Below are 16,862 nucleotides of genomic sequence, written 5' to 3'. Positions count from 1 at the left end.
CACACCGCGTGAGGATTAGCAACTGGAAACTGCAACTTCTTTAAGGAAATATCATGGAAATCGATATGCTCGAAAATGTGGCACAAGGAACCGTGATCAAGGTGGTTGGCGTCGGCGGTGCGGGTGGCAACGCGGTGCAACACATGATCAATAGAGGCGTATCCGGCGTGGAATTCATCGTCGCCAATACCGATGCGCAAGCGCTGCAATTGTCGAAGGCGCATAACGTGATTCAAATCGGTGAGACCGGTTTGGGCGCCGGTATGAAGCCTGCAGTCGGTCGTCAGCTGGCGGAAGAAACCCGTCCGCGTATCGAAGATGCATTGCGCGGCGCGCATATGGTCTTCATCGCAGCCGGCATGGGCGGCGGCACCGGCACCGGCGCGGCACCTATCATTGCGCAAATCGCGCGTGAGCAGGGCGCGCTGACGGTGGCAGTGGTTTCCAAGCCGTTTTCATACGAAGGCCAGAAATGCATGGACATCGCCGACGAAGGTCTGGAAGCGCTGAGCCAGCATGTCGATTCGCTGATCATCATCCTGAATGAAAAACTGGAAGAGATCTATGAAGACGACAGCATGATCGAATGGCTGCAACACGCCGATGACGTGCTGAACAACGCGGTGGCCGGTATTGCCGAGATCATCAATGTGCCTGGCCATATCAACGTCGATTTCAATGACGTCAAAACCATCATGGGCGAACAAGGCAAGGCAATGATGGGTACGGCAACGGCGCATGGCGTCGATCGCGCGCGTATCGCAGCGGAGCAGGCAGTTGCTTCTCCATTGCTTGACGGTATCGATCTGTCCGGTGCGCGCGGCGTGTTGGTCAACGTGACCGCCAGCCGTAGCCTCAAAGGCAAGGAAATCAAGGAAGTCATGGCAACCGTGCGTGCTTTCGCTGCACCCGATGCATCGATTGCGCAAGGTATCGCGTACGACGATGAAATGGGCGACGATATCCGCGTGACAGTTGTTGCGACCGGTCTGGGTCGTGCGCGTAAAGGCGTGCAACTGGTGCAAACGCCGATGTTGCGCACCGGCACGCATAATGAACCGATGATGGCCAACACCGGGATGCTGCACGGAAGCGCCCAGCCAGCAGCCTCGTTCGACGGTTTGAAGGCGCCGGCAGTATGGCGGCGTGAATCGGCGTCGGACACCGTGCGCGCACTGGAAAAGAACGGCATGGAAACTTATGACATTCCAGCCTTCCTGCGCAAACAGGCTGACTAAGCAGCCCGACTGATCTCCTGCTGATTTCTGCCGCGTTTTTCCTGTTGCAGGCAGGTGGTTTGATGCAAGTTGTCAAACTGCCTGCAAAAACAGGCAGAACAAGGCATACTTCGGTTTCTACGCCGCGCCCCGTGCGCGGCGTTTTCTAATCGGCACTGCCGTTAAAATTAATCAAAGGAATTCGCAATGACAATCAAAATTGGTGATCAGCTGCCAGAAGCGCGGCTCGCAGAGTACGTTGACGTAGCAAGCGAAGCTTGTTCCGTTGGCCCAAGCAAAGTGATGGTGCACGAAGCAACCAAAGGTAAAAAAATCGCAATTTTCGCAGTTCCAGGCGCATTCACGCCAACCTGCTCCGAAACACACGCGCCTGGCTACATCAAGGCAGCGGACCAGTTCAAAGCTAAAGGCGTTGATGAAATCTGGTGCATCTCGGTTAATGATGCATTCGTCATGGGCGCATGGGGTCGTGACCAAAAAGCAGCCGGTAAAGTACGTTTCATCGCTGACGGCAGCGGCGCATTCACCAAGGCACTGGGTCTGGAATTCGATCTGACCAAAGGCGGCCTGGGTGTACGTTCGCAACGTTACTCGATGCTGGTGGAAGATGGCGTTGTTAAGCAATTGAATGTGGAAGACAGCGGTCATCTGGAAGTGTCGACAGCGGAAAAACTGCTGGAACAGATCTAAGTTTTTCTGTTTCAGGAAATGCCGTCCGATTGAGAGATCGGGCGGCATTTTTTGTTTGGTGCGTGCCTTGGTAATAAAGTTGTTTCTTCGATGAGGCTCAGTTGCCGGGGGTAGCCCGGCGGCTACTCACTTTTCTTGCTTCGCCAAGAAAAGTAAGCAAAAGAAGGCGACCGCACAGCCGCTGCCCTCCGGGTTCCCGTTTATGCCGCGCAAAAAATGGGAAACGGGCGAAACTCGCTGCCCTTGCAGGGCGCCCCGCCGCTTGCAAGCGGCTACCGTTCAGCAGGCACGGAGCAGTGCTCCGCGAAACCCCTGTCCCACCTCAGACAACGCCCATTTCTCTTTCCATTTTCTGCACGGCACAAACGGCAGCGTCACAGCGGAGGGGCAGGTCCGGCTCGCCTGCGGCATTGCCGAACCCGAACAGTGATGGTAATGACTTGAAATTAAGCAGGATGTAATGGGTGTAAGCCCAAAATACTGGTTAACGATTCAGCATCCTTGCATCCCGCGCCCGATGCCGCAGGCGAGGAAGCATGTCGCCCCGCTGTGACGCTGCCAGTGATGCGATGCCGAAAATGGATCAAGAAGTGAACGTTGTCTGAGCGCAGCGAGTTTCGTTCACTTCCCATTTTTGGCGGTGCAGCACTGGGGAGCCCGTAGGGCCAGCGGCTGTGCGGTCGCCTTTCTTTGCCTTCTTTCTTTGGCGAAGCAAAGAAAGAAGGTGGCCGCCGGGCCACTCCCGGCAACTGAGCCTCCTCGAAGAAAACACCTATTAAGTAGAACACCACGCTCGAGTGGCACAAGCAAATCGTCTGTTGTTTTCAACACAAGCCCTCCACCATAGCCACGCGAATTCCCCTAGTGATTGCTATAATCCTCAGATGTTAAAACAACGCACCATCAAACAATCAGTCAAGTCCGTCGGCGTCGGTCTGCATTCCGGCACCAAGGTGGAATTGACGCTGCGCCCAGCCCCTGTCGATACCGGCATCGTGTTCTATCGCATCGATCTCGATCCGGTGGTGGAACTGCCCGCGCAAGCGCTGCTGGTCGGCGATACCCGCATGGCTTCCACTTTGCAGCAGGGCGATGCCAAGGTATCGACGGTCGAACACCTGATGTCGGCCTGTGCCGGCCTGGGCATCGATAATCTGTACGTCGATCTGACGGCGGAAGAGGTTCCCATCATGGATGGCTCGGCGTCGTCCTTCGTGTTCCTGTTGCAGCAAGCCGGTTTGCAGGAACAGGAAGCCGCCAAAAAATTCATCCGCATCAAGAAAACAGTGGAAGTGCGCCATGGCAGCGGCGACCGCGAAATCTGGGCGCGGCTGGAACCGTATGAAGGCTTCAAGCTCAAATTTTTCATCGAGTTCAATCATCCTGCCGTCGATGCCACCGGCCAGACTGCGGAAATCGATTTCAGCTTTGAATCGTATGTAAAAGATGTGGCGCGCGCGCGCACCTTCGGTTTCATGCAGGATATGGAAACCCTGCGCGGCATGGGTCTGATCCGCGGCGGTTCGCTGGAAAACGCGATCGTGATGGATGAATATCGGATTCTCAATACCGATGGTCTGCGTTACGACAATGAGTTCGTGCGGCACAAGATACTGGATGCGATCGGTGATCTGTATCTGGTCGGCTACCCATTGATTGCCAGCTACAACGCGCACAAATCCGGCCACATGCTGAACAACCTGCTGGTGCGTGCCTTGCTGGAGCAGCCTGAGGCTTATGAAATCGTCACCTTTGACCGGATCGAAGCGGCACCTAAAGACTATGCGCGCCAAGCCGGGCAGGAGTGGGTGCTGAACTGACGGCTTGTTGTCTGCAAGACAGTAACGTCACACCGCACACGGTACCGCTATTGTTCTATCGTCGCTGTTGAATGTGCTTCTGACTTTATTTTGCGCTGCGATGATGTTGCATCATCGATGCAAGTGCATTCTTCAAAGCCTGGTTGCGCGGTGAGTCTTCCAGGGCCGCATTGAGTTCGGAAAATGCCGAAATGGCTTGTGTCGGCAGCACCAAAGGAGCGGAAGCTGTTGATTTTACAAGTATTTTGCTTACTTGCACTTTAAGACGGATTGAATTAATCTGCCAACCCCGCTGCAGCAATTCGTCTTGCAGTTTTGGACATTGCTGCTTCAGTCTCGCAGCCAGTGCCGCGTTCGGTACGGATAGAACCAGCTGGTCTGCTTCAAATTGCAATACAGCGCAATGAACAAACATGGCCGGCAGTGCTGCTGCACAATCTTTTTGCAGTGTGGCCATCCGCGTGATGGACGGCATGAGCGCCGCCATCTTGTCGTGGGAGCGTAAAAATTCCGCAGCACCCTTCGCATTTTTTCGCGAAGGAGTGTTTTGCTTGAAAGGGGTAAATGAGGGTGCGCGCATCGTCATGAAACCTTATCACACCTCGCTGCCGACCGGCGAGGTCAGGGAGTCGCGATGCAGATTATTTTGTTGCACCCACGTTTTACCCATGCCAAATCCGTCACTCTGACGCATCGGCATCTGATGCTGGGCGTTGCCGGCCTTGTGGCGGCGATTTTGCTGATGACGTCTTTGCTGTTCTATCTGGTATCCAGCAATGCAGCGTATATGCCGTCGCCATTGCGTGAAATGTTCGCAAGCGGCGCGCAAGGCGACGAAGTACAAAAAGAAAAATTCCTCAAAGAAAATCTGGCCCTGATGGCGCGCCGTGTCGGTGAGATGCAGGCGCAGTTGATGCGTCTGGATGCGCTCGGCGAGCGCGTACAGGGCCTGGCTGGTGTCAAGCCGAGCGAATTTAATTTCCGTGAAATGCCGGGACGCGGCGGCATGGAGCCTATGGACAGCACGAGCAGTCGTGATCTGACCGTGTCCGAATTCAAGGCGCTGCTTGATGCGATGGCGCATGATGTCGAGCAGCGTGCCGATTACATGAATGTCATTGAATCAACGCTGATGACTGACAAGATCAAATCCAAGTTGCTGCCGACCAGCCAGCCAGTCAACGTCAGCTATAACGCCTCGACTTTCGGCCGGCGCCTCGATCCCTTTTCCGGGCGCAGCGCCATGCATGAAGGCATCGATTTTGCCGCACCTATTGGAACGCCGATTCGTGCTGCTGCAGGCGGTGTCGTGACCGTGGCTGAATTTCATCCGCAATACGGCAACATGATGGAAATCGATCACGGCAACGATATGATTACCCGTTATGCGCATACTTCACGACTGTTGATGCAGGTCGGCGATATCGTGCGGCGCGGCCAGCATATTGCCGATATCGGCACTACCGGGCGCTCGACCGGGCCGCATCTGCACTTCGAGGTGCGCATCAAAGGCGTAGCGCAGGATCCGCACAAGTTTCTGCTGGCAGGTGCCAATCAGGCCAGACTTGCGGCCAAGTGATGACGATAGTCAGGCATTTGAGGGTATCCTGCATGCAAAGCGCTTGTGTTGCTGATGGACGAGTGTCAATAAATCCGCATGGAACGCGTCAGATCGGCATCGCTTTCACCAAGTAGCTATTGTTTCCGGACTGATAAGCCCAATATGCCCGAAAGCACATGATAAAATCCACAATTTAGCCCAGCCCAATTTGATGCAGTCCAAGCGAGTCCGCTTGCTGTGTCCGGTTGTTTCAAGGCGCCTTTTTTAGAATCCAAGCATGTCATTACTGACTCAGATTTTCGGTAGCCGCAATCAGCGCTTACTCAAGCAATATCAAAAGACCGTTCGTGAAATCAATGCCCTCGAGCCGGCGATGGAACAGCTATCGGATGCTGCCTTGCAGGCCAAGACGCCCGAATTCAAGGAGCGTCTTGCCAAGGGTGAGGATATCGACAGCATCCTGCCGGAAGCGTTTGCCGTTTGCCGCGAGGCCAGCAAGCGCGTCTTGAAGATGCGTCACTTCGATGTGCAGCTGATAGGAGGCATGACGCTGCATTACGGGAAAATTGCAGAGATGGGCACGGGTGAAGGTAAAACCCTGATGGCGACGCTGCCGACCTATCTGAATGCCCTGACCGGCAAGGGTGTCCACGTCGTTACCGTCAATGATTATCTGGCACAACGCGATGCTGAATGGATGGGCACGCTGTATGGCTGGCTCGGACTGTCGACCGGCGTCAACATGTCGCAGATCGATCATGATGCCAAGCAGATTGCCTACAACTCTGATATTACATACGGCACGAATAACGAATTCGGTTTCGATTATCTGCGCGACAACATGGTCTACGATACGACCGATCGCGTGCAGCGCGACCTGCATTTTGCCGTCGTCGATGAAGTCGATTCGATTCTGATCGATGAAGCGCGTACACCGCTGATCATCTCGGGTCAGGCAGAAAACCATACCGAGCTGTATCACAAGATCAATGCAGTGCCGCCTTTGCTGACCCTGCAGATCGGCGAAGAAACGCCGGACGGCAAAGGTACGGTAGAAGTGCCGGGTGATTACACCAAGGATGAGAAAGCCCATCAGGTGCTGCTGACCGAAGCAGGACATGAAAAAGCCGAGCAGATCCTGACGCGCATGGGTTTGCTGCCGGAAGGCGCATCGCTGTACGACGCCGCCAACATCACTCTGATCCATCATTTGTATGCGGCATTGCGCGCGCACACGCTGTATCACAAGGATCAGCATTACGTGGTGCAGAACGATGAAGTCGTGATCGTCGATGAATTTACCGGCCGCCTGATGACAGGTCGCCGCTGGTCCGACGGTTTGCACCAAGCGGTGGAAGCCAAGGAAGGTGTGCGGATTCAAAACGAAAATCAGACCCTGGCGTCGATCACGTTCCAGAATTACTTCCGCATGTACAGCAAGCTGGCCGGCATGACCGGTACGGCAGATACCGAAGCCTACGAATTCCAGGAAATCTACGGCCTCGAAACCGTCGTGATTCCGCAGAATCGCCCGAACCAGCGTAAAGACCGTCAGGATCAGGTCTATAAATCGTCGGAAGAAAAATACGGCGCAATGCTGAAGGATATTCAGGATTGCTACGAGCGCGGACAGCCGGTTCTGGTCGGCACCACCTCGATTGAAAATTCCGAACTGTTATCCGGCATTCTGAGCAAGGCGAATCTGCCGCACAACGTGCTGAACGCCAAGCAGCATGCGCGCGAAGCGGAAATCATTGCGCAAGCCGGTCGTCCGAAAGCGATCACGATCGCGACCAATATGGCCGGTCGCGGTACCGATATCGTGTTGGGTGGTAACGTCGCCAAGCAGGTGCAGATCATCGAAGCCAATGATGCTTTGAGTGAAGCCGAAAAAACTGCGCAGGCGCAAAAACTGAGCGATGAATGGCAATCGCTGCACGACCAGGTCGTTGCTGCCGGCGGCTTGCACATCATCGGCACCGAACGCCACGAATCGCGTCGCGTCGATAACCAGTTGCGTGGTCGTGCCGGTCGTCAGGGCGATCCGGGCTCTTCGCGTTTCTATCTGTCGCTGGACGACGCCTTGCTGCGCATTTTTGCCGGCGACCGCGTGCGCGCCATCATGGATCGCTTGAAAATGCCGGAAGGTGAACCGATTGAAGCCGGCATCGTGTCGCGTTCGATCGAATCGGCGCAACGCAAGGTGGAAGCGCGCAACTTCGATATTCGTAAGCAATTGCTCGAATACGATGACGTCGCCAACGATCAGCGCAAAGTGATTTATCAGCAGCGTAATGAGTTGCTTGAGACGCAGGATGTATCCGAGCTGATTACTTCATTGCGCCAGGGCGTCTTTACTGATCTGTTCCGCACGTATGTGCCTGAACAGTCGATGGAAGAACAGTGGGATTTGAAGACGCTGGATGAGCTGATCCGCAACGAATGGCAAGTTGATTTTTCGCTGGCTGCCGTACTGCAAGCCGAGCCGAACATCACGGACGAAGAAATGCTCGAGCGTTTGCTGCAGGTAACCGATGCCGCATATGAAGAAAAAGTCGCCATCGTCGGCAGGGAATCGTTTGCAGGTTTCGAGCGCGGTGTGATGTTGCAGTCAGTCGATGCAAACTGGCGTGAACATCTGGCTGCACTGGACCATTTGCGGCAGGGTATCCATTTGCGTGGTTATGCGCAAAAGAATCCGAAGCAGGAATACAAGCGCGAAGCGTTTGAGCTGTTTGGCCAGATGTTGAATCTGATCAAGGATGCAGTGGTCAAGACGGTGATGACGGTGCGCATTCAATCGCGCGAAGAAATCGATGCAGCAGAGGAGCAGCTGGCGCAGGCGCATGTGGAAAACGTGCATTACCAGCATGCCGATTTTGATCCAGATGCAGCGCCGGAAGAATTGCTGGCACCGACTGCGCAGGCAAAAGAAGCAGGTTCGCAACCGCAGGTGAATACCATGCCTAAGGTTGGCCGTAACGACCCATGTCCTTGCGGCAGCGGTAAAAAATACAAGCAGTGTCACGGCCGTCTGGCCTGAGTCGGATCGTAACTGTTGCATCGTAGCTGTTGAAAAATGAAGGGCGGGGTGGTTTATCCCCCGCCCTTTTGCTTTGGCGGATCGCATTGCGCGCGATACGTTTACAATATGCATCTTGTTTTCAACCTCACATAGAAGAATTGCCATGGCCGTCAATCTCCCTCTTCCCGTTCCTGAAAAACTGACCGCAGTTGCCGGCATCGAACTCGGCCATGCCGAAGCCGGCATACGCAAGGCAGACCGCAAGGATGTACTGGTGATGCGGCTGGCGCCGACTGCAACGGTAACGGGCGTGTTCACGCAGAACCGCTTTTGCGCAGCGCCGGTGCAGGTCTGCAAGGAACATCTGGCTGCGCGGAAGATGGATGCGCCTATACGCGCATTGGTGATCAATACCGGCAATGCCAACGCCGGCACCGGCGAAGCAGGTTTGGCGGCCGCCAATGCAACATGCGCAGCGCTGGCCGAGCTACTGGCTTGCGATGCCGCGCAAATCCTGCCGTTTTCCACCGGCGTGATTCTGGAGCCCTTGCCGCTGGATCGTCTGGTGGCCGGTTTGCCGCAAGCGATATCCAATTTACAGTCCGATAACTGGTATAACGCTGCCTTGTCGATCATGACGACCGATACGCAGCCGAAAGCCGCTTCGCGTCAGGTCGCAATCAATGGCCAGACGATTACTCTGACGGGTATCAGCAAGGGGGCCGGCATGATCAAGCCGAACATGGCAACCATGCTGGGTTTCATGGCGACTGATGCGAAGGTGGCGCAGCCGGTGCTGGATCATCTGGTCAAGCAGGTGGCGGACCGCTCGTTTAACTGCATCACTATCGATGGAGATACCTCAACCAACGATTCCTTCATCGTGATCGCGACCGGTACCGCTGCTGTGGAAGTGACAGCGATCGATACACCAGAATATGCCGCCTTGTATGATGCGGTGCTGGGTCTGTCGCAGGAACTGGCGCAGATGATTGTGCGTGATGGTGAAGGCGCGACCAAATTCATTACCGTGACGGTGGAAGGTGGCAGGGATGTAGAAGAGTGCCGCAAGATTGCGTATTCGATTGCCCATTCTCCTTTGGTGAAAACGGCTTTCTTTGCCTCCGATCCGAATCTCGGTCGTATTCTGGCGGCGATCGGTTATGCCGGTGTTGACGACCTCGATGTGACGAAGCTGAATCTCTATCTGGATGATGTGTGGGTCGCCAAAAATGGCGGGCGCAATCCGGATTACAAGGAAGCAGACGGTCAGCGCGTGATGCAGCAAAGTGAAATCACGGTGCGCGTCAAACTCGCGCGCGGCAGCGCCGATGCAACGATCTGGACGTGCGATCTATCGCATGAATACGTGACGATCAACGCCGATTACCGTTCCTGAATACGGGCAATCTGCTTCAATATTAAGAGCGACGCTCATGACTCAACTCGAACAATTCCTCACGCGTGCCGAAGCCTTGCTGGGCCGTCTTGAATCCATATTGCCGCCGGCGCATGCGGTGCCGAACTGGGATGTCGGCATCGCATTCCGCTGGCGTAAATCCAGCGGCAAGGATGGCCGCGGATACCTGCAGCCGGTGGCGCATATTTCGCCGATCGCATTGAGTGATCTGCACAATATCGGCACGCAAAAGCAGCAGATAGAACAGAACACCAGGCAGTTCGTCGAAGGTTTGCCGGCAAATAATGTATTGCTGACCGGCGCACGTGGTACTGGTAAATCGTCGCTGATCAAGGCATGCCTGAATCAGTATGCGGATCAGGGTTTGCGCCTGATTGAAGTCGACAAGGACGATCTGGGTGATCTGGCGGATATTGTGGATATGGTGGCGGCCCGGCCTGAACGCTTCATTATTTTCTGCGACGATCTGTCGTTTGAAGAGGGTGAGGGCGGCTACAAGGCATTGAAGGTCGCGCTGGACGGCAGCATTTCCGCGCAATCGGACAATGTGCTGATCTATGCCACCTCGAATCGCCGCCATTTGCTACCTGAGCGCATGTCCGATAATGCCAGCTACAAAACGGATGACAACGGCGACCTCCATCCCGGTGAAACGGTAGAAGAAAAAATCTCACTGTCCGAACGCTTCGGCTTATGGGTGACCTTCTATCCATTCCGGCAGGACGATTATCTGGATATCGTCGCGCACTGGCTCACACACTTCGGCTGCAATGCGCAGCAAATCGAAGCGGCCAGGACCGAGGCGCTGCAGTGGGCCTTGCAGCGGGGTTCACGTTCCGGCCGGGTGGCGTGGCAATTTGCCAAGGATCACGCGGGCAAAGCGCAAAAATGAAGCTGTCGCTACGTTGCCATTGATTTTGTTTTATTCACTTCTTCCAAGTCTGCTGCATGTCTGAAAACAAAGCACTACCCATTGATGTTGCAGTCGGTATCCTGATGAAACCGAATGGCGACGTTCTGCTCGGACAGCGTCCGGACGGCAAGCCTTATGCCGGCTACTGGGAATTTCCGGGTGGCAAGGTGGAGACGGACGAGGCGATCATCGATGCCTTGAAGCGCGAATTTGTCGAAGAGCTGGGAGTGGAAGTCATTTCCGCAGAACCGTGGTGCGGCGTCGAGCATGTGTATCCGCATGCGCATGTACGACTGCATTTTTATATCAGCCGCAACTGGCGCGGTGAGCCGCAAAGTCTGGAAAATCAGGCTTTTGCGTGGCAGGGGTGTGTCGGTGTTGAACCCTTGTTGCCGGCCACTATCCCCTTGATTGAATGGCTGGACAAGCTGCGTTATCCGGGCTGACGCATGGTTTTTTAAGGCAGGGGTTGTGGCGGTGGCGGCGCGTCTTCATCGAAATCTTCCAGCGGATTTGCCACCGGGATTACGTATTTTTCCTCCGCCCATGCGCCGAGATCTATCTGTTTGCAACGGTTGGAACAGAAGGGCCGGAACTTGCTTGTTTCCGACCATTCAACCTTGGTGCCGCAGGTAGGGCAATCGACTATCGTAACCATAAAACCATCTAATCAAAAACTGCACAAACTCAGTTCAAAGGGCACATCGCCTTCAAACGCTTTTGGTTTCATATCGCCATCCTGTGACGTGAAACGTACCCACAGCATATACTTGTTGGCGGAAATTTCAGGAATCGCCCCCAGGTTTTCATCTATGTTCAAACGCAGCATCTGGTAAGTCTTGCCTTGCAACATCTGCTGATAACTGCCGGCTTGCGCAATCATTTTCACCGGACGGCCGGATTCGCGCAACAGGCGCAGCACCATGGCAATGGCGTCAAATAAAGCTGCCAGCGGAGTAAACCATTTATGTATATCGGCCAGACGCTGTTCGGCGGAATCATGTTGCCACGCGTAATAGGAGGGTAGATCGAACTCGCAGGCGCCGCCGGGTATGATGGTGCGGCCGCGTATGCTCATCAGCCATTCGTTTTCACGAATGTGCTGGCCGGTCTTGCCTTGCGAGGCGACGAGTGCCGTACTGATGCGTTCGATGTCGAACAGGATCGCGTCCAGCATCTCTGCTTCGACATTGGGATTGGACTTGAAGCCGAGCAGGGTTTGCTTTTGGCGTTCCAGTTCTTGCAGCAGATCTGATTTGAGATCGGCGCGACCGGCTACTTCCAGCATCTCGAAAATGGTGGACAGGGCGACGTGATGATGTTGCGGGTGGTCGTGACCGACAAAGAAAGCGAATTTCTCGTACAGGTCTTCCAACCGCAACAACGTGCGAATACGCTCGTTGAAAGGGTATTCGTAGACAATCAAAGTGGCATCCCTTAAAAGTTAAAGCCGGGCGGGTCGAGCTAATTGTGTGATTCTGAACGAAGCGGGGCCAAAATACAAATGCGCGGTCGATTTTGTTTTGTATCTGCTTGTATCAGACTTCCGTTCTTGTTCTTCCAGCGGAACTTCGTGGCGGATAGGACGTTCAGTTTCGCTAAGATTCGCCAGCCAGCGCCAGTGCTAGATACTGCTGATGCAGGCGCTGCACTTGCGGTAGCAGCGCGGCCGTATCGCTATCGTTGACGATGACGTCATCGGCGGCGGCCAATCTGTCTGCGCGCGGCACCTGTGTCGCCATGATGACGCGCACTTGCTGTTCGGTCAGCGTATTGCGCTGCATGACGCGGCGGATTTGAATGTCTTCCGGACAGTCGATGAGCAGCACCCGCGAAACGCGCTGTTTCCAGTACCCCGTTTCGACCAGCAGAGGGACGACGAACAAGACATAAGAGCCGCTTGCCTGCGCTGCAGCATGTTCGGATGCCGCGCGTATCAGCGGATGAATAATGGCTTCAAGACGCTCTTTTGTTGTTGGGTCCGCAAACACCGCCTCACGCATTCTGCTGCGATCCATGGCGCCTGATTCGGTGACGAATGCAGCGCCGAATGCGCTCTTGATCGCTGCGATGGCAGCGCCATTTGCAGCGGTCAGCTGATGTGCGATCACATCGGTATCGATCACGCTGGCGCCCAGCATTGCGAACAAATCTGCAGCCGTGCTTTTGCCGCTGCCTATGCCGCCTGTCAAGCCAACGGAAAATCGGTTCTTGCGAACGGAAACATTCATGGGCTCAGTAGAAGCCCAGATACGTTTGCGCCAGCGGTTTGCCGTACAGCAAAGTCAGCAGGCCGGCAGCGGCGAGATAGGGGCCGAACGGAATCGGAATATCGCGTCCGCGCTTGGCCAACATGATCAAGGCAATGCCGACCACGGCGCCCACTAGCGATGACAATAAGATGATGACAGGCAGCATTTTCCAGCCCAGCCATGCGCCCAGCGCCGCCAGCAATTTGAAATCGCCATAGCCCATGCCTTCCTTGCCGGTTGCCAGTTTGAACAGCCAGTAAATCAACCACAAACTCAGGTAGCCGGCTGCGGCACCGATGACGGCTTCTTCCAACGGGACGAAGGTAGCGTTCAGATTGACCAGCAAACCCAGCCACAGCAAGGACAAAGTGAGATCGTCGGGCAGCAGTTGCGTATCGGCATCGATAAAGGTCATCGCAATCAGCAGATAGGCAAATACCAGTGTCGCCAGACCGAGTGCGCCGCTGCCGAAATGCCAGATCAGGAATGCCGACAGCAAGCCGGTCAGCAATTCAACAACCGGATAACGCATGGAAATATGCGTTTTGCATGCGATGCATTTGCCGCGCAGGAAAGCGTAACTGAAGACCGGAATGTTTTCGACGGCGGTGATCTGATGCCCGCATTGCGGACATGCAGAGCGCGGCATCAACAGATCGTAGCGTTCTTCGTGCGGCAAGGGTTTGCCGCTTTCATGTGCGACGTAGTTATCCGATTCGCGCTGCATCATTTTCGGGATGCGATGAATCACTACATTGAGAAAACTGCCTATCAGCAAACCGAACACGCCAGCAACGATTGCGGGCAATACGCTACCCGCAGGCGCAGACCAAAGTAAATCCATCATCAGACCACAGAACCCAGTTTGAAAATTGGCAGGTACATCGCAATCACCAGGCCGCCGATCAGCACGCCGAGAATGACCATGATCAAGGGCTCCATCAGGCTGGACAGCGAAGCCACGGCCTCATCGACCTCATCTTCGTAAAAATCGGCAACCTTGCCCAGCATATTGTCGAGCGAACCTGACTCTTCGCCGATGGACACCATCTGCGTGACCATGTTCGGGAAGACATCCGAATTCTGCATTGCCACCGTGAGACTGGTACCGGTACTGACTTCGTTCTGGATTTTCTTCGTGGCATCCAGATAAACGGCATTGCCGGCAGCGCCGCCGACTGAATCCAGCGATTCCACCAGCGGCACACCGGCCGCGAACATGGTGGCCAGCGTACGGGTCCAGCGGGCAATCGTGGCTTTGCGTATCACCGGGCCGAAGACAGGTACTTTCAGCAGCAATCTATCCATGGTGCGCTGCATTTTCAATGAGCGCTTCCAGGATTGGAAGAACAGGTACAGGCCGGCAAACAGCAAACCGAAGATCAGATACCAGTAGGCAACGAAGAAATCGGAAATTGCCATCACCATCAAGGTCGGCGCCGGCAAATCGGCGCCGAAGCTCTTGAATACTTCCTTGAACGCCGGTACTACCCAGATCATGATGACGGCCGTGACGATAAATGCGACGGCCAGAATGGCGATAGGGTAAAACAATGCGGACTTGATCTTGGCCTTGATGGCGAGCGTTTTTTCCTTGTAAATCGCCAGCCGCGTCAGCAAATCTTCCAGTATGCCGGCCTGTTCGCCGGCGCCGACCAGGTTGCAGAATAGCGGGTCGAAGTAAAGCGGGAATTTGCGGAATGCCTGGTTCAGGCTGGTGCCGGTTTCCACGTCGGCACGAATATCCTGGATCAGTTTGGATACCGAGGGATTGTCATTGCCCTTGGCGACGATATCGAAGGATTGCAGCAGCGGCACGCCGGCTTTCATCATCGTGGCCAACTGACGCGTAAAGAGCGTGATGTCTTTTTCGGATACTTTCTTGCCGCTGCGATAGGTTTTCTTTTTGACCTTGGTCACCAGCACGCCTTGCCGGCGCAATGTTGCATTGACCACGGATTCGCCGCCGGCACGCAATTCGCCGCGCACGATTTTGCCCGATTTGTCCTTGCCTTCCCAGGCAAAAACGGCTTCCTTGGCGAGCGTTGCGCTTCCGACTTTGCGTGCTGAAGTTGCCATCCCTAGACCTCTTTATTATTCGTTGGTACAACCCAAAATTTCTTCCAGGCTGGTCAATCCCTGCTTTACTTTTACCAGGCCCGATTCGCGCAATGAGCGAACCCCGTCTTTTTTGGCCTGCGCCTCGATTTCCAGTGAGGTGCCGTGATTCAGAATGATGTGCTCGATTTCTTCGCTGATCGGCATGATCTGATAAACGCCCAGTCGCCCCTTGTAGCCGCTGCCGCTGCAACGCTCGCAACCGACCGGCTTATAAGGCAACCAAGTGCCGTCCAGATCGTCTTCGGCAAAGCCGGCTTCCAGCAAGGCTTCATCCGGAATGACGGTGGTTTGCTTACATGTACATAAGCGCCGGACCAGTCGCTGTGCGGTAATCAGGATCACGGACGATGCAATGTTGAAGGGCGCCACACCCATGTTCATCAAGCGGGTTAGCGTTGCCGGAGCATCGTTGGTATGCAGGGTAGAGAACACCATGTGGCCGGTTTGCGCGGCCTTGATGGCGATGTCTGCCGTTTCCAAATCACGAATCTCGCCGACCATGATGATGTCGGGATCCTGCCGCAGAAATGCTTTCAGGGCGACCGGGAAGGTCAAGCCCGCTCTGTCATTGACGTTGACTTGATTGACACCCGGCAAATTGATCTCGGCCGGATCTTCTGCGGTTGAGATATTGATGCCGGGTTTGTTCAGAATGTTGAGGCAGGTATACAGCGAAACGGTTTTGCCGGAACCGGTAGGGCCGGTGACCAGAACCATGCCGTATGGACGCTGGATGGCATTGAGCAGCGTTTCCTTCTGGTCCGGGTCGTAGCCCAGCGCTTCAATCCCCATCTGCGCCTGCGAGCCGTCCAGAATACGCATGACGATTTTCTCGCCGAATAGCGTAGGCAAGGTGCTGACACGAAAATCGATGGAACGGGTTTTCGACATCACCAGCTTCATGCGGCCATCCTGCGGCACGCGTTTTTCTGAAATATCGAGTTTGGAAATGACCTTGATGCGCGAGGCCAGCTTTTCCTTGATCGCCAGCGGCGGTTGCGCAATGTCGCGCAGCACGCCATCGACGCGGAAGCGGATACGGTAAAACTTTTCGAAAGGTTCGAAGTGAAGATCGGATGCCCCGAGATTGATTGCATCGACCAGAATTTTTTGCAGAAATTTGACGACAGGTGCGTCGTCGATATCGGCGGTCGCGCCATCGGCGGGTGCCGCCAGATCTTCTTCGGCGAAATCGATATTTTCAAGATCGTCGCCTATCAGCTCATTCAAGTCCTGTTCGGCGCTATGGCCCAGCTTCTCGATCAGCTTGAGCAAGGTAGCGTGGTCGACGATGATAGGTTCGACCGTCAACTGGGTCTGAAATTTGATCTGGTCCAGAGCCTGGGAATTGGTCGGGTCGGAAATCGCAATCAATACCTTGTTGCCGCGCTTGGCCAGTGCGATGACACGCTGGCTTTGCATCAGCTTCAGGTCGATGATCTTGTTGTCGGAGAGGTTGCTGCTGTTGAATGCCGCCAGATCAAGCAGTGGATAGCCAAAGGTCTGCGAGCAAAATGCCGCTAGCCGGGCACCGTTCATGATGTCGCTTTTCAGCAAAATATCGATGAACGGGATTTTTTCATTGGCTGCCTGCTTGGCAACCGTGTCTGCCTGTTGCGGCGTTATCTGTCCTGCCTGCAGGAGGGCGCGCGCAAGGCCGGACATCGTATTATTTGACGCCGAAGTAGGGAGAACTGCAGCCATGTAGTTACGCCGGAAATGTCAATTTGAACATCGAAGATGCGTTAGATAATGCCTATAAGCATCTGTTTTGTAAACATATCCGAGTGCCTGTTACCTTTTCACAGAGGAAAATGCAACG

Annotated in this window: 15 protein-coding genes; 8 read left to right on the top strand and 7 right to left on the bottom strand. The window is 54.8% G+C overall.

Translation table 11 applies throughout. The features are described 5' to 3' along the window. Window positions 1-53: 53 nt before the first annotated feature. The 3 genes from ftsZ to lpxC all read left to right on the top strand — a co-directional run bounded on the left by ftsZ (window position 54) and on the right by lpxC (window position 3,748). On the top strand, window positions 54-1,238 hold the full coding sequence (gene ftsZ, locus ACIQW9_RS09315) for a cell division protein FtsZ (protein WP_402335789.1): 1,185 nt from the start codon (window positions 54-56) through the stop codon (window positions 1,236-1,238). A gap of 186 nt (window positions 1,239-1,424) precedes the next feature. Beyond that, window positions 1,425-1,928 (top strand): peroxiredoxin, encoded by a 504-nt coding sequence (locus ACIQW9_RS09310; RefSeq protein WP_402335786.1) that lies wholly within the window; start codon window positions 1,425-1,427, stop codon window positions 1,926-1,928. Between the two features lie 884 nt (window positions 1,929-2,812). Further along, window positions 2,813-3,748, top strand: coding sequence for a UDP-3-O-acyl-N-acetylglucosamine deacetylase (gene lpxC, locus ACIQW9_RS09305; RefSeq protein ID WP_402335784.1), 936 nt, complete (start codon window positions 2,813-2,815; stop codon window positions 3,746-3,748). Window positions 3,749-3,833: 85 nt separating this feature from the next. Here the strand turns inward: lpxC and ACIQW9_RS09300 are convergent, their stop codons facing one another. Next, window positions 3,834-4,334: a DciA family protein gene (locus tag ACIQW9_RS09300; RefSeq protein ID WP_402335781.1), complete on the bottom strand. Its 501-nt coding sequence runs from the start codon at window positions 4,332-4,334 to the stop codon at window positions 3,834-3,836. A 48-nt stretch (window positions 4,335-4,382) separates the two neighbouring features. Between ACIQW9_RS09300 and ACIQW9_RS09295 the strand changes: the two genes are divergently transcribed. The 5 genes from ACIQW9_RS09295 (at window position 4,383) to ACIQW9_RS09275 (ending at window position 11,113) form a co-directional block, all read left to right on the top strand. Continuing rightward, window positions 4,383-5,327 carry a M23 family metallopeptidase gene (locus ACIQW9_RS09295; RefSeq protein WP_402335778.1) on the top strand — a complete coding sequence of 315 codons (945 nt, stop codon included), beginning with the start codon at window positions 4,383-4,385 and terminating at the stop codon, window positions 5,325-5,327. Between the two features lie 259 nt (window positions 5,328-5,586). Continuing rightward, window positions 5,587-8,352, top strand: coding sequence for a preprotein translocase subunit SecA (secA, locus tag ACIQW9_RS09290; RefSeq protein ID WP_402335777.1), 2,766 nt, complete (start codon window positions 5,587-5,589; stop codon window positions 8,350-8,352). A gap of 145 nt (window positions 8,353-8,497) precedes the next feature. Further along, window positions 8,498-9,733 carry a bifunctional glutamate N-acetyltransferase/amino-acid acetyltransferase ArgJ gene (gene argJ, locus ACIQW9_RS09285; RefSeq protein ID WP_402335774.1) on the top strand — a complete coding sequence of 412 codons (1,236 nt, stop codon included), beginning with the start codon at window positions 8,498-8,500 and terminating at the stop codon, window positions 9,731-9,733. 37 nt (window positions 9,734-9,770) lie between these two features. Continuing rightward, on the top strand, window positions 9,771-10,646 hold the full coding sequence (locus tag ACIQW9_RS09280; RefSeq protein WP_402335771.1) for an ATP-binding protein: 876 nt from the start codon (window positions 9,771-9,773) through the stop codon (window positions 10,644-10,646). Window positions 10,647-10,702: 56 nt separating this feature from the next. Beyond that, a complete protein-coding gene (locus ACIQW9_RS09275; protein ID WP_402335768.1) occupies window positions 10,703-11,113 on the top strand; it encodes an NUDIX domain-containing protein in 411 nt (136 codons plus the stop codon). 11 nt (window positions 11,114-11,124) lie between these two features. Here the strand turns inward: ACIQW9_RS09275 and yacG are convergent, their stop codons facing one another. From yacG to pilB, 6 genes are all read right to left on the bottom strand, one after another. Continuing rightward, window positions 11,125-11,325, bottom strand: coding sequence for a DNA gyrase inhibitor YacG (yacG, locus tag ACIQW9_RS09270; RefSeq protein ID WP_402335767.1), 201 nt, complete (start codon window positions 11,323-11,325; stop codon window positions 11,125-11,127). A gap of 12 nt (window positions 11,326-11,337) precedes the next feature. Beyond that, window positions 11,338-12,093, bottom strand: coding sequence for a cell division protein ZapD (gene zapD / locus ACIQW9_RS09265; protein ID WP_402335764.1), 756 nt, complete (start codon window positions 12,091-12,093; stop codon window positions 11,338-11,340). 172 nt (window positions 12,094-12,265) lie between these two features. Continuing rightward, window positions 12,266-12,898: a dephospho-CoA kinase gene (coaE, locus tag ACIQW9_RS09260; protein WP_402335761.1), complete on the bottom strand. Its 633-nt coding sequence runs from the start codon at window positions 12,896-12,898 to the stop codon at window positions 12,266-12,268. A 4-nt stretch (window positions 12,899-12,902) separates the two neighbouring features. Next, on the bottom strand, window positions 12,903-13,763 hold the full coding sequence (locus ACIQW9_RS09255; RefSeq protein ID WP_402337965.1) for a prepilin peptidase: 861 nt from the start codon (window positions 13,761-13,763) through the stop codon (window positions 12,903-12,905). 2 nt (window positions 13,764-13,765) lie between these two features. Beyond that, window positions 13,766-14,998 carry a type II secretion system F family protein gene (locus ACIQW9_RS09250; RefSeq protein ID WP_011872163.1) on the bottom strand — a complete coding sequence of 411 codons (1,233 nt, stop codon included), beginning with the start codon at window positions 14,996-14,998 and terminating at the stop codon, window positions 13,766-13,768. 15 nt (window positions 14,999-15,013) lie between these two features. Beyond that, entirely contained in the window at window positions 15,014-16,744 is a 1,731-nt protein-coding gene (pilB, locus tag ACIQW9_RS09245) for a type IV-A pilus assembly ATPase PilB (protein WP_402335758.1), read from the bottom strand. Window positions 16,745-16,862 lie beyond the last annotated feature (118 nt).

Source organism: Herminiimonas sp. NPDC097707, assembly GCF_044761395.1.
Lineage (GTDB): Bacteria > Pseudomonadota > Gammaproteobacteria > Burkholderiales > Burkholderiaceae_D > Oxalicibacterium.
Note: the sequence above shows the minus strand (reverse complement) of the source record. Positions and strands in the feature narration are given on the sequence as shown.

Excerpts from the sequence above, each read along its gene's own strand:
- ftsZ (WP_402335789.1), top strand. The coding sequence starts at position 54 with ATGGAAATCGATATGCTCGAAAATGTGGCACAAGGAACCGTGATCAAG.
- ACIQW9_RS09310 (WP_402335786.1), top strand. The coding sequence starts at position 1,425 with ATGACAATCAAAATTGGTGATCAGCTGCCAGAAGCGCGGCTCGCAGAG.
- lpxC (WP_402335784.1), top strand. The coding sequence starts at position 2,813 with ATGTTAAAACAACGCACCATCAAACAATCAGTCAAGTCCGTCGGCGTC.
- ACIQW9_RS09300 (WP_402335781.1), bottom strand. The coding sequence starts at position 4,334 with ATGACGATGCGCGCACCCTCATTTACCCCTTTCAAGCAAAACACTCCT.
- ACIQW9_RS09295 (WP_402335778.1), top strand. The coding sequence starts at position 4,383 with ATGCAGATTATTTTGTTGCACCCACGTTTTACCCATGCCAAATCCGTC.
- secA (WP_402335777.1), top strand. The coding sequence starts at position 5,587 with ATGTCATTACTGACTCAGATTTTCGGTAGCCGCAATCAGCGCTTACTC.
- argJ (WP_402335774.1), top strand. The coding sequence starts at position 8,498 with ATGGCCGTCAATCTCCCTCTTCCCGTTCCTGAAAAACTGACCGCAGTT.
- ACIQW9_RS09280 (WP_402335771.1), top strand. The coding sequence starts at position 9,771 with ATGACTCAACTCGAACAATTCCTCACGCGTGCCGAAGCCTTGCTGGGC.
- ACIQW9_RS09275 (WP_402335768.1), top strand. The coding sequence starts at position 10,703 with ATGTCTGAAAACAAAGCACTACCCATTGATGTTGCAGTCGGTATCCTG.
- yacG (WP_402335767.1), bottom strand. The coding sequence starts at position 11,325 with ATGGTTACGATAGTCGATTGCCCTACCTGCGGCACCAAGGTTGAATGG.
- coaE (WP_402335761.1), bottom strand. The coding sequence starts at position 12,898 with ATGAATGTTTCCGTTCGCAAGAACCGATTTTCCGTTGGCTTGACAGGC.
- ACIQW9_RS09255 (WP_402337965.1), bottom strand. The coding sequence starts at position 13,763 with ATGGATTTACTTTGGTCTGCGCCTGCGGGTAGCGTATTGCCCGCAATC.
- ACIQW9_RS09250 (WP_011872163.1), bottom strand. The coding sequence starts at position 14,998 with ATGGCAACTTCAGCACGCAAAGTCGGAAGCGCAACGCTCGCCAAGGAA.
- pilB (WP_402335758.1), bottom strand. The coding sequence starts at position 16,744 with ATGGCTGCAGTTCTCCCTACTTCGGCGTCAAATAATACGATGTCCGGC.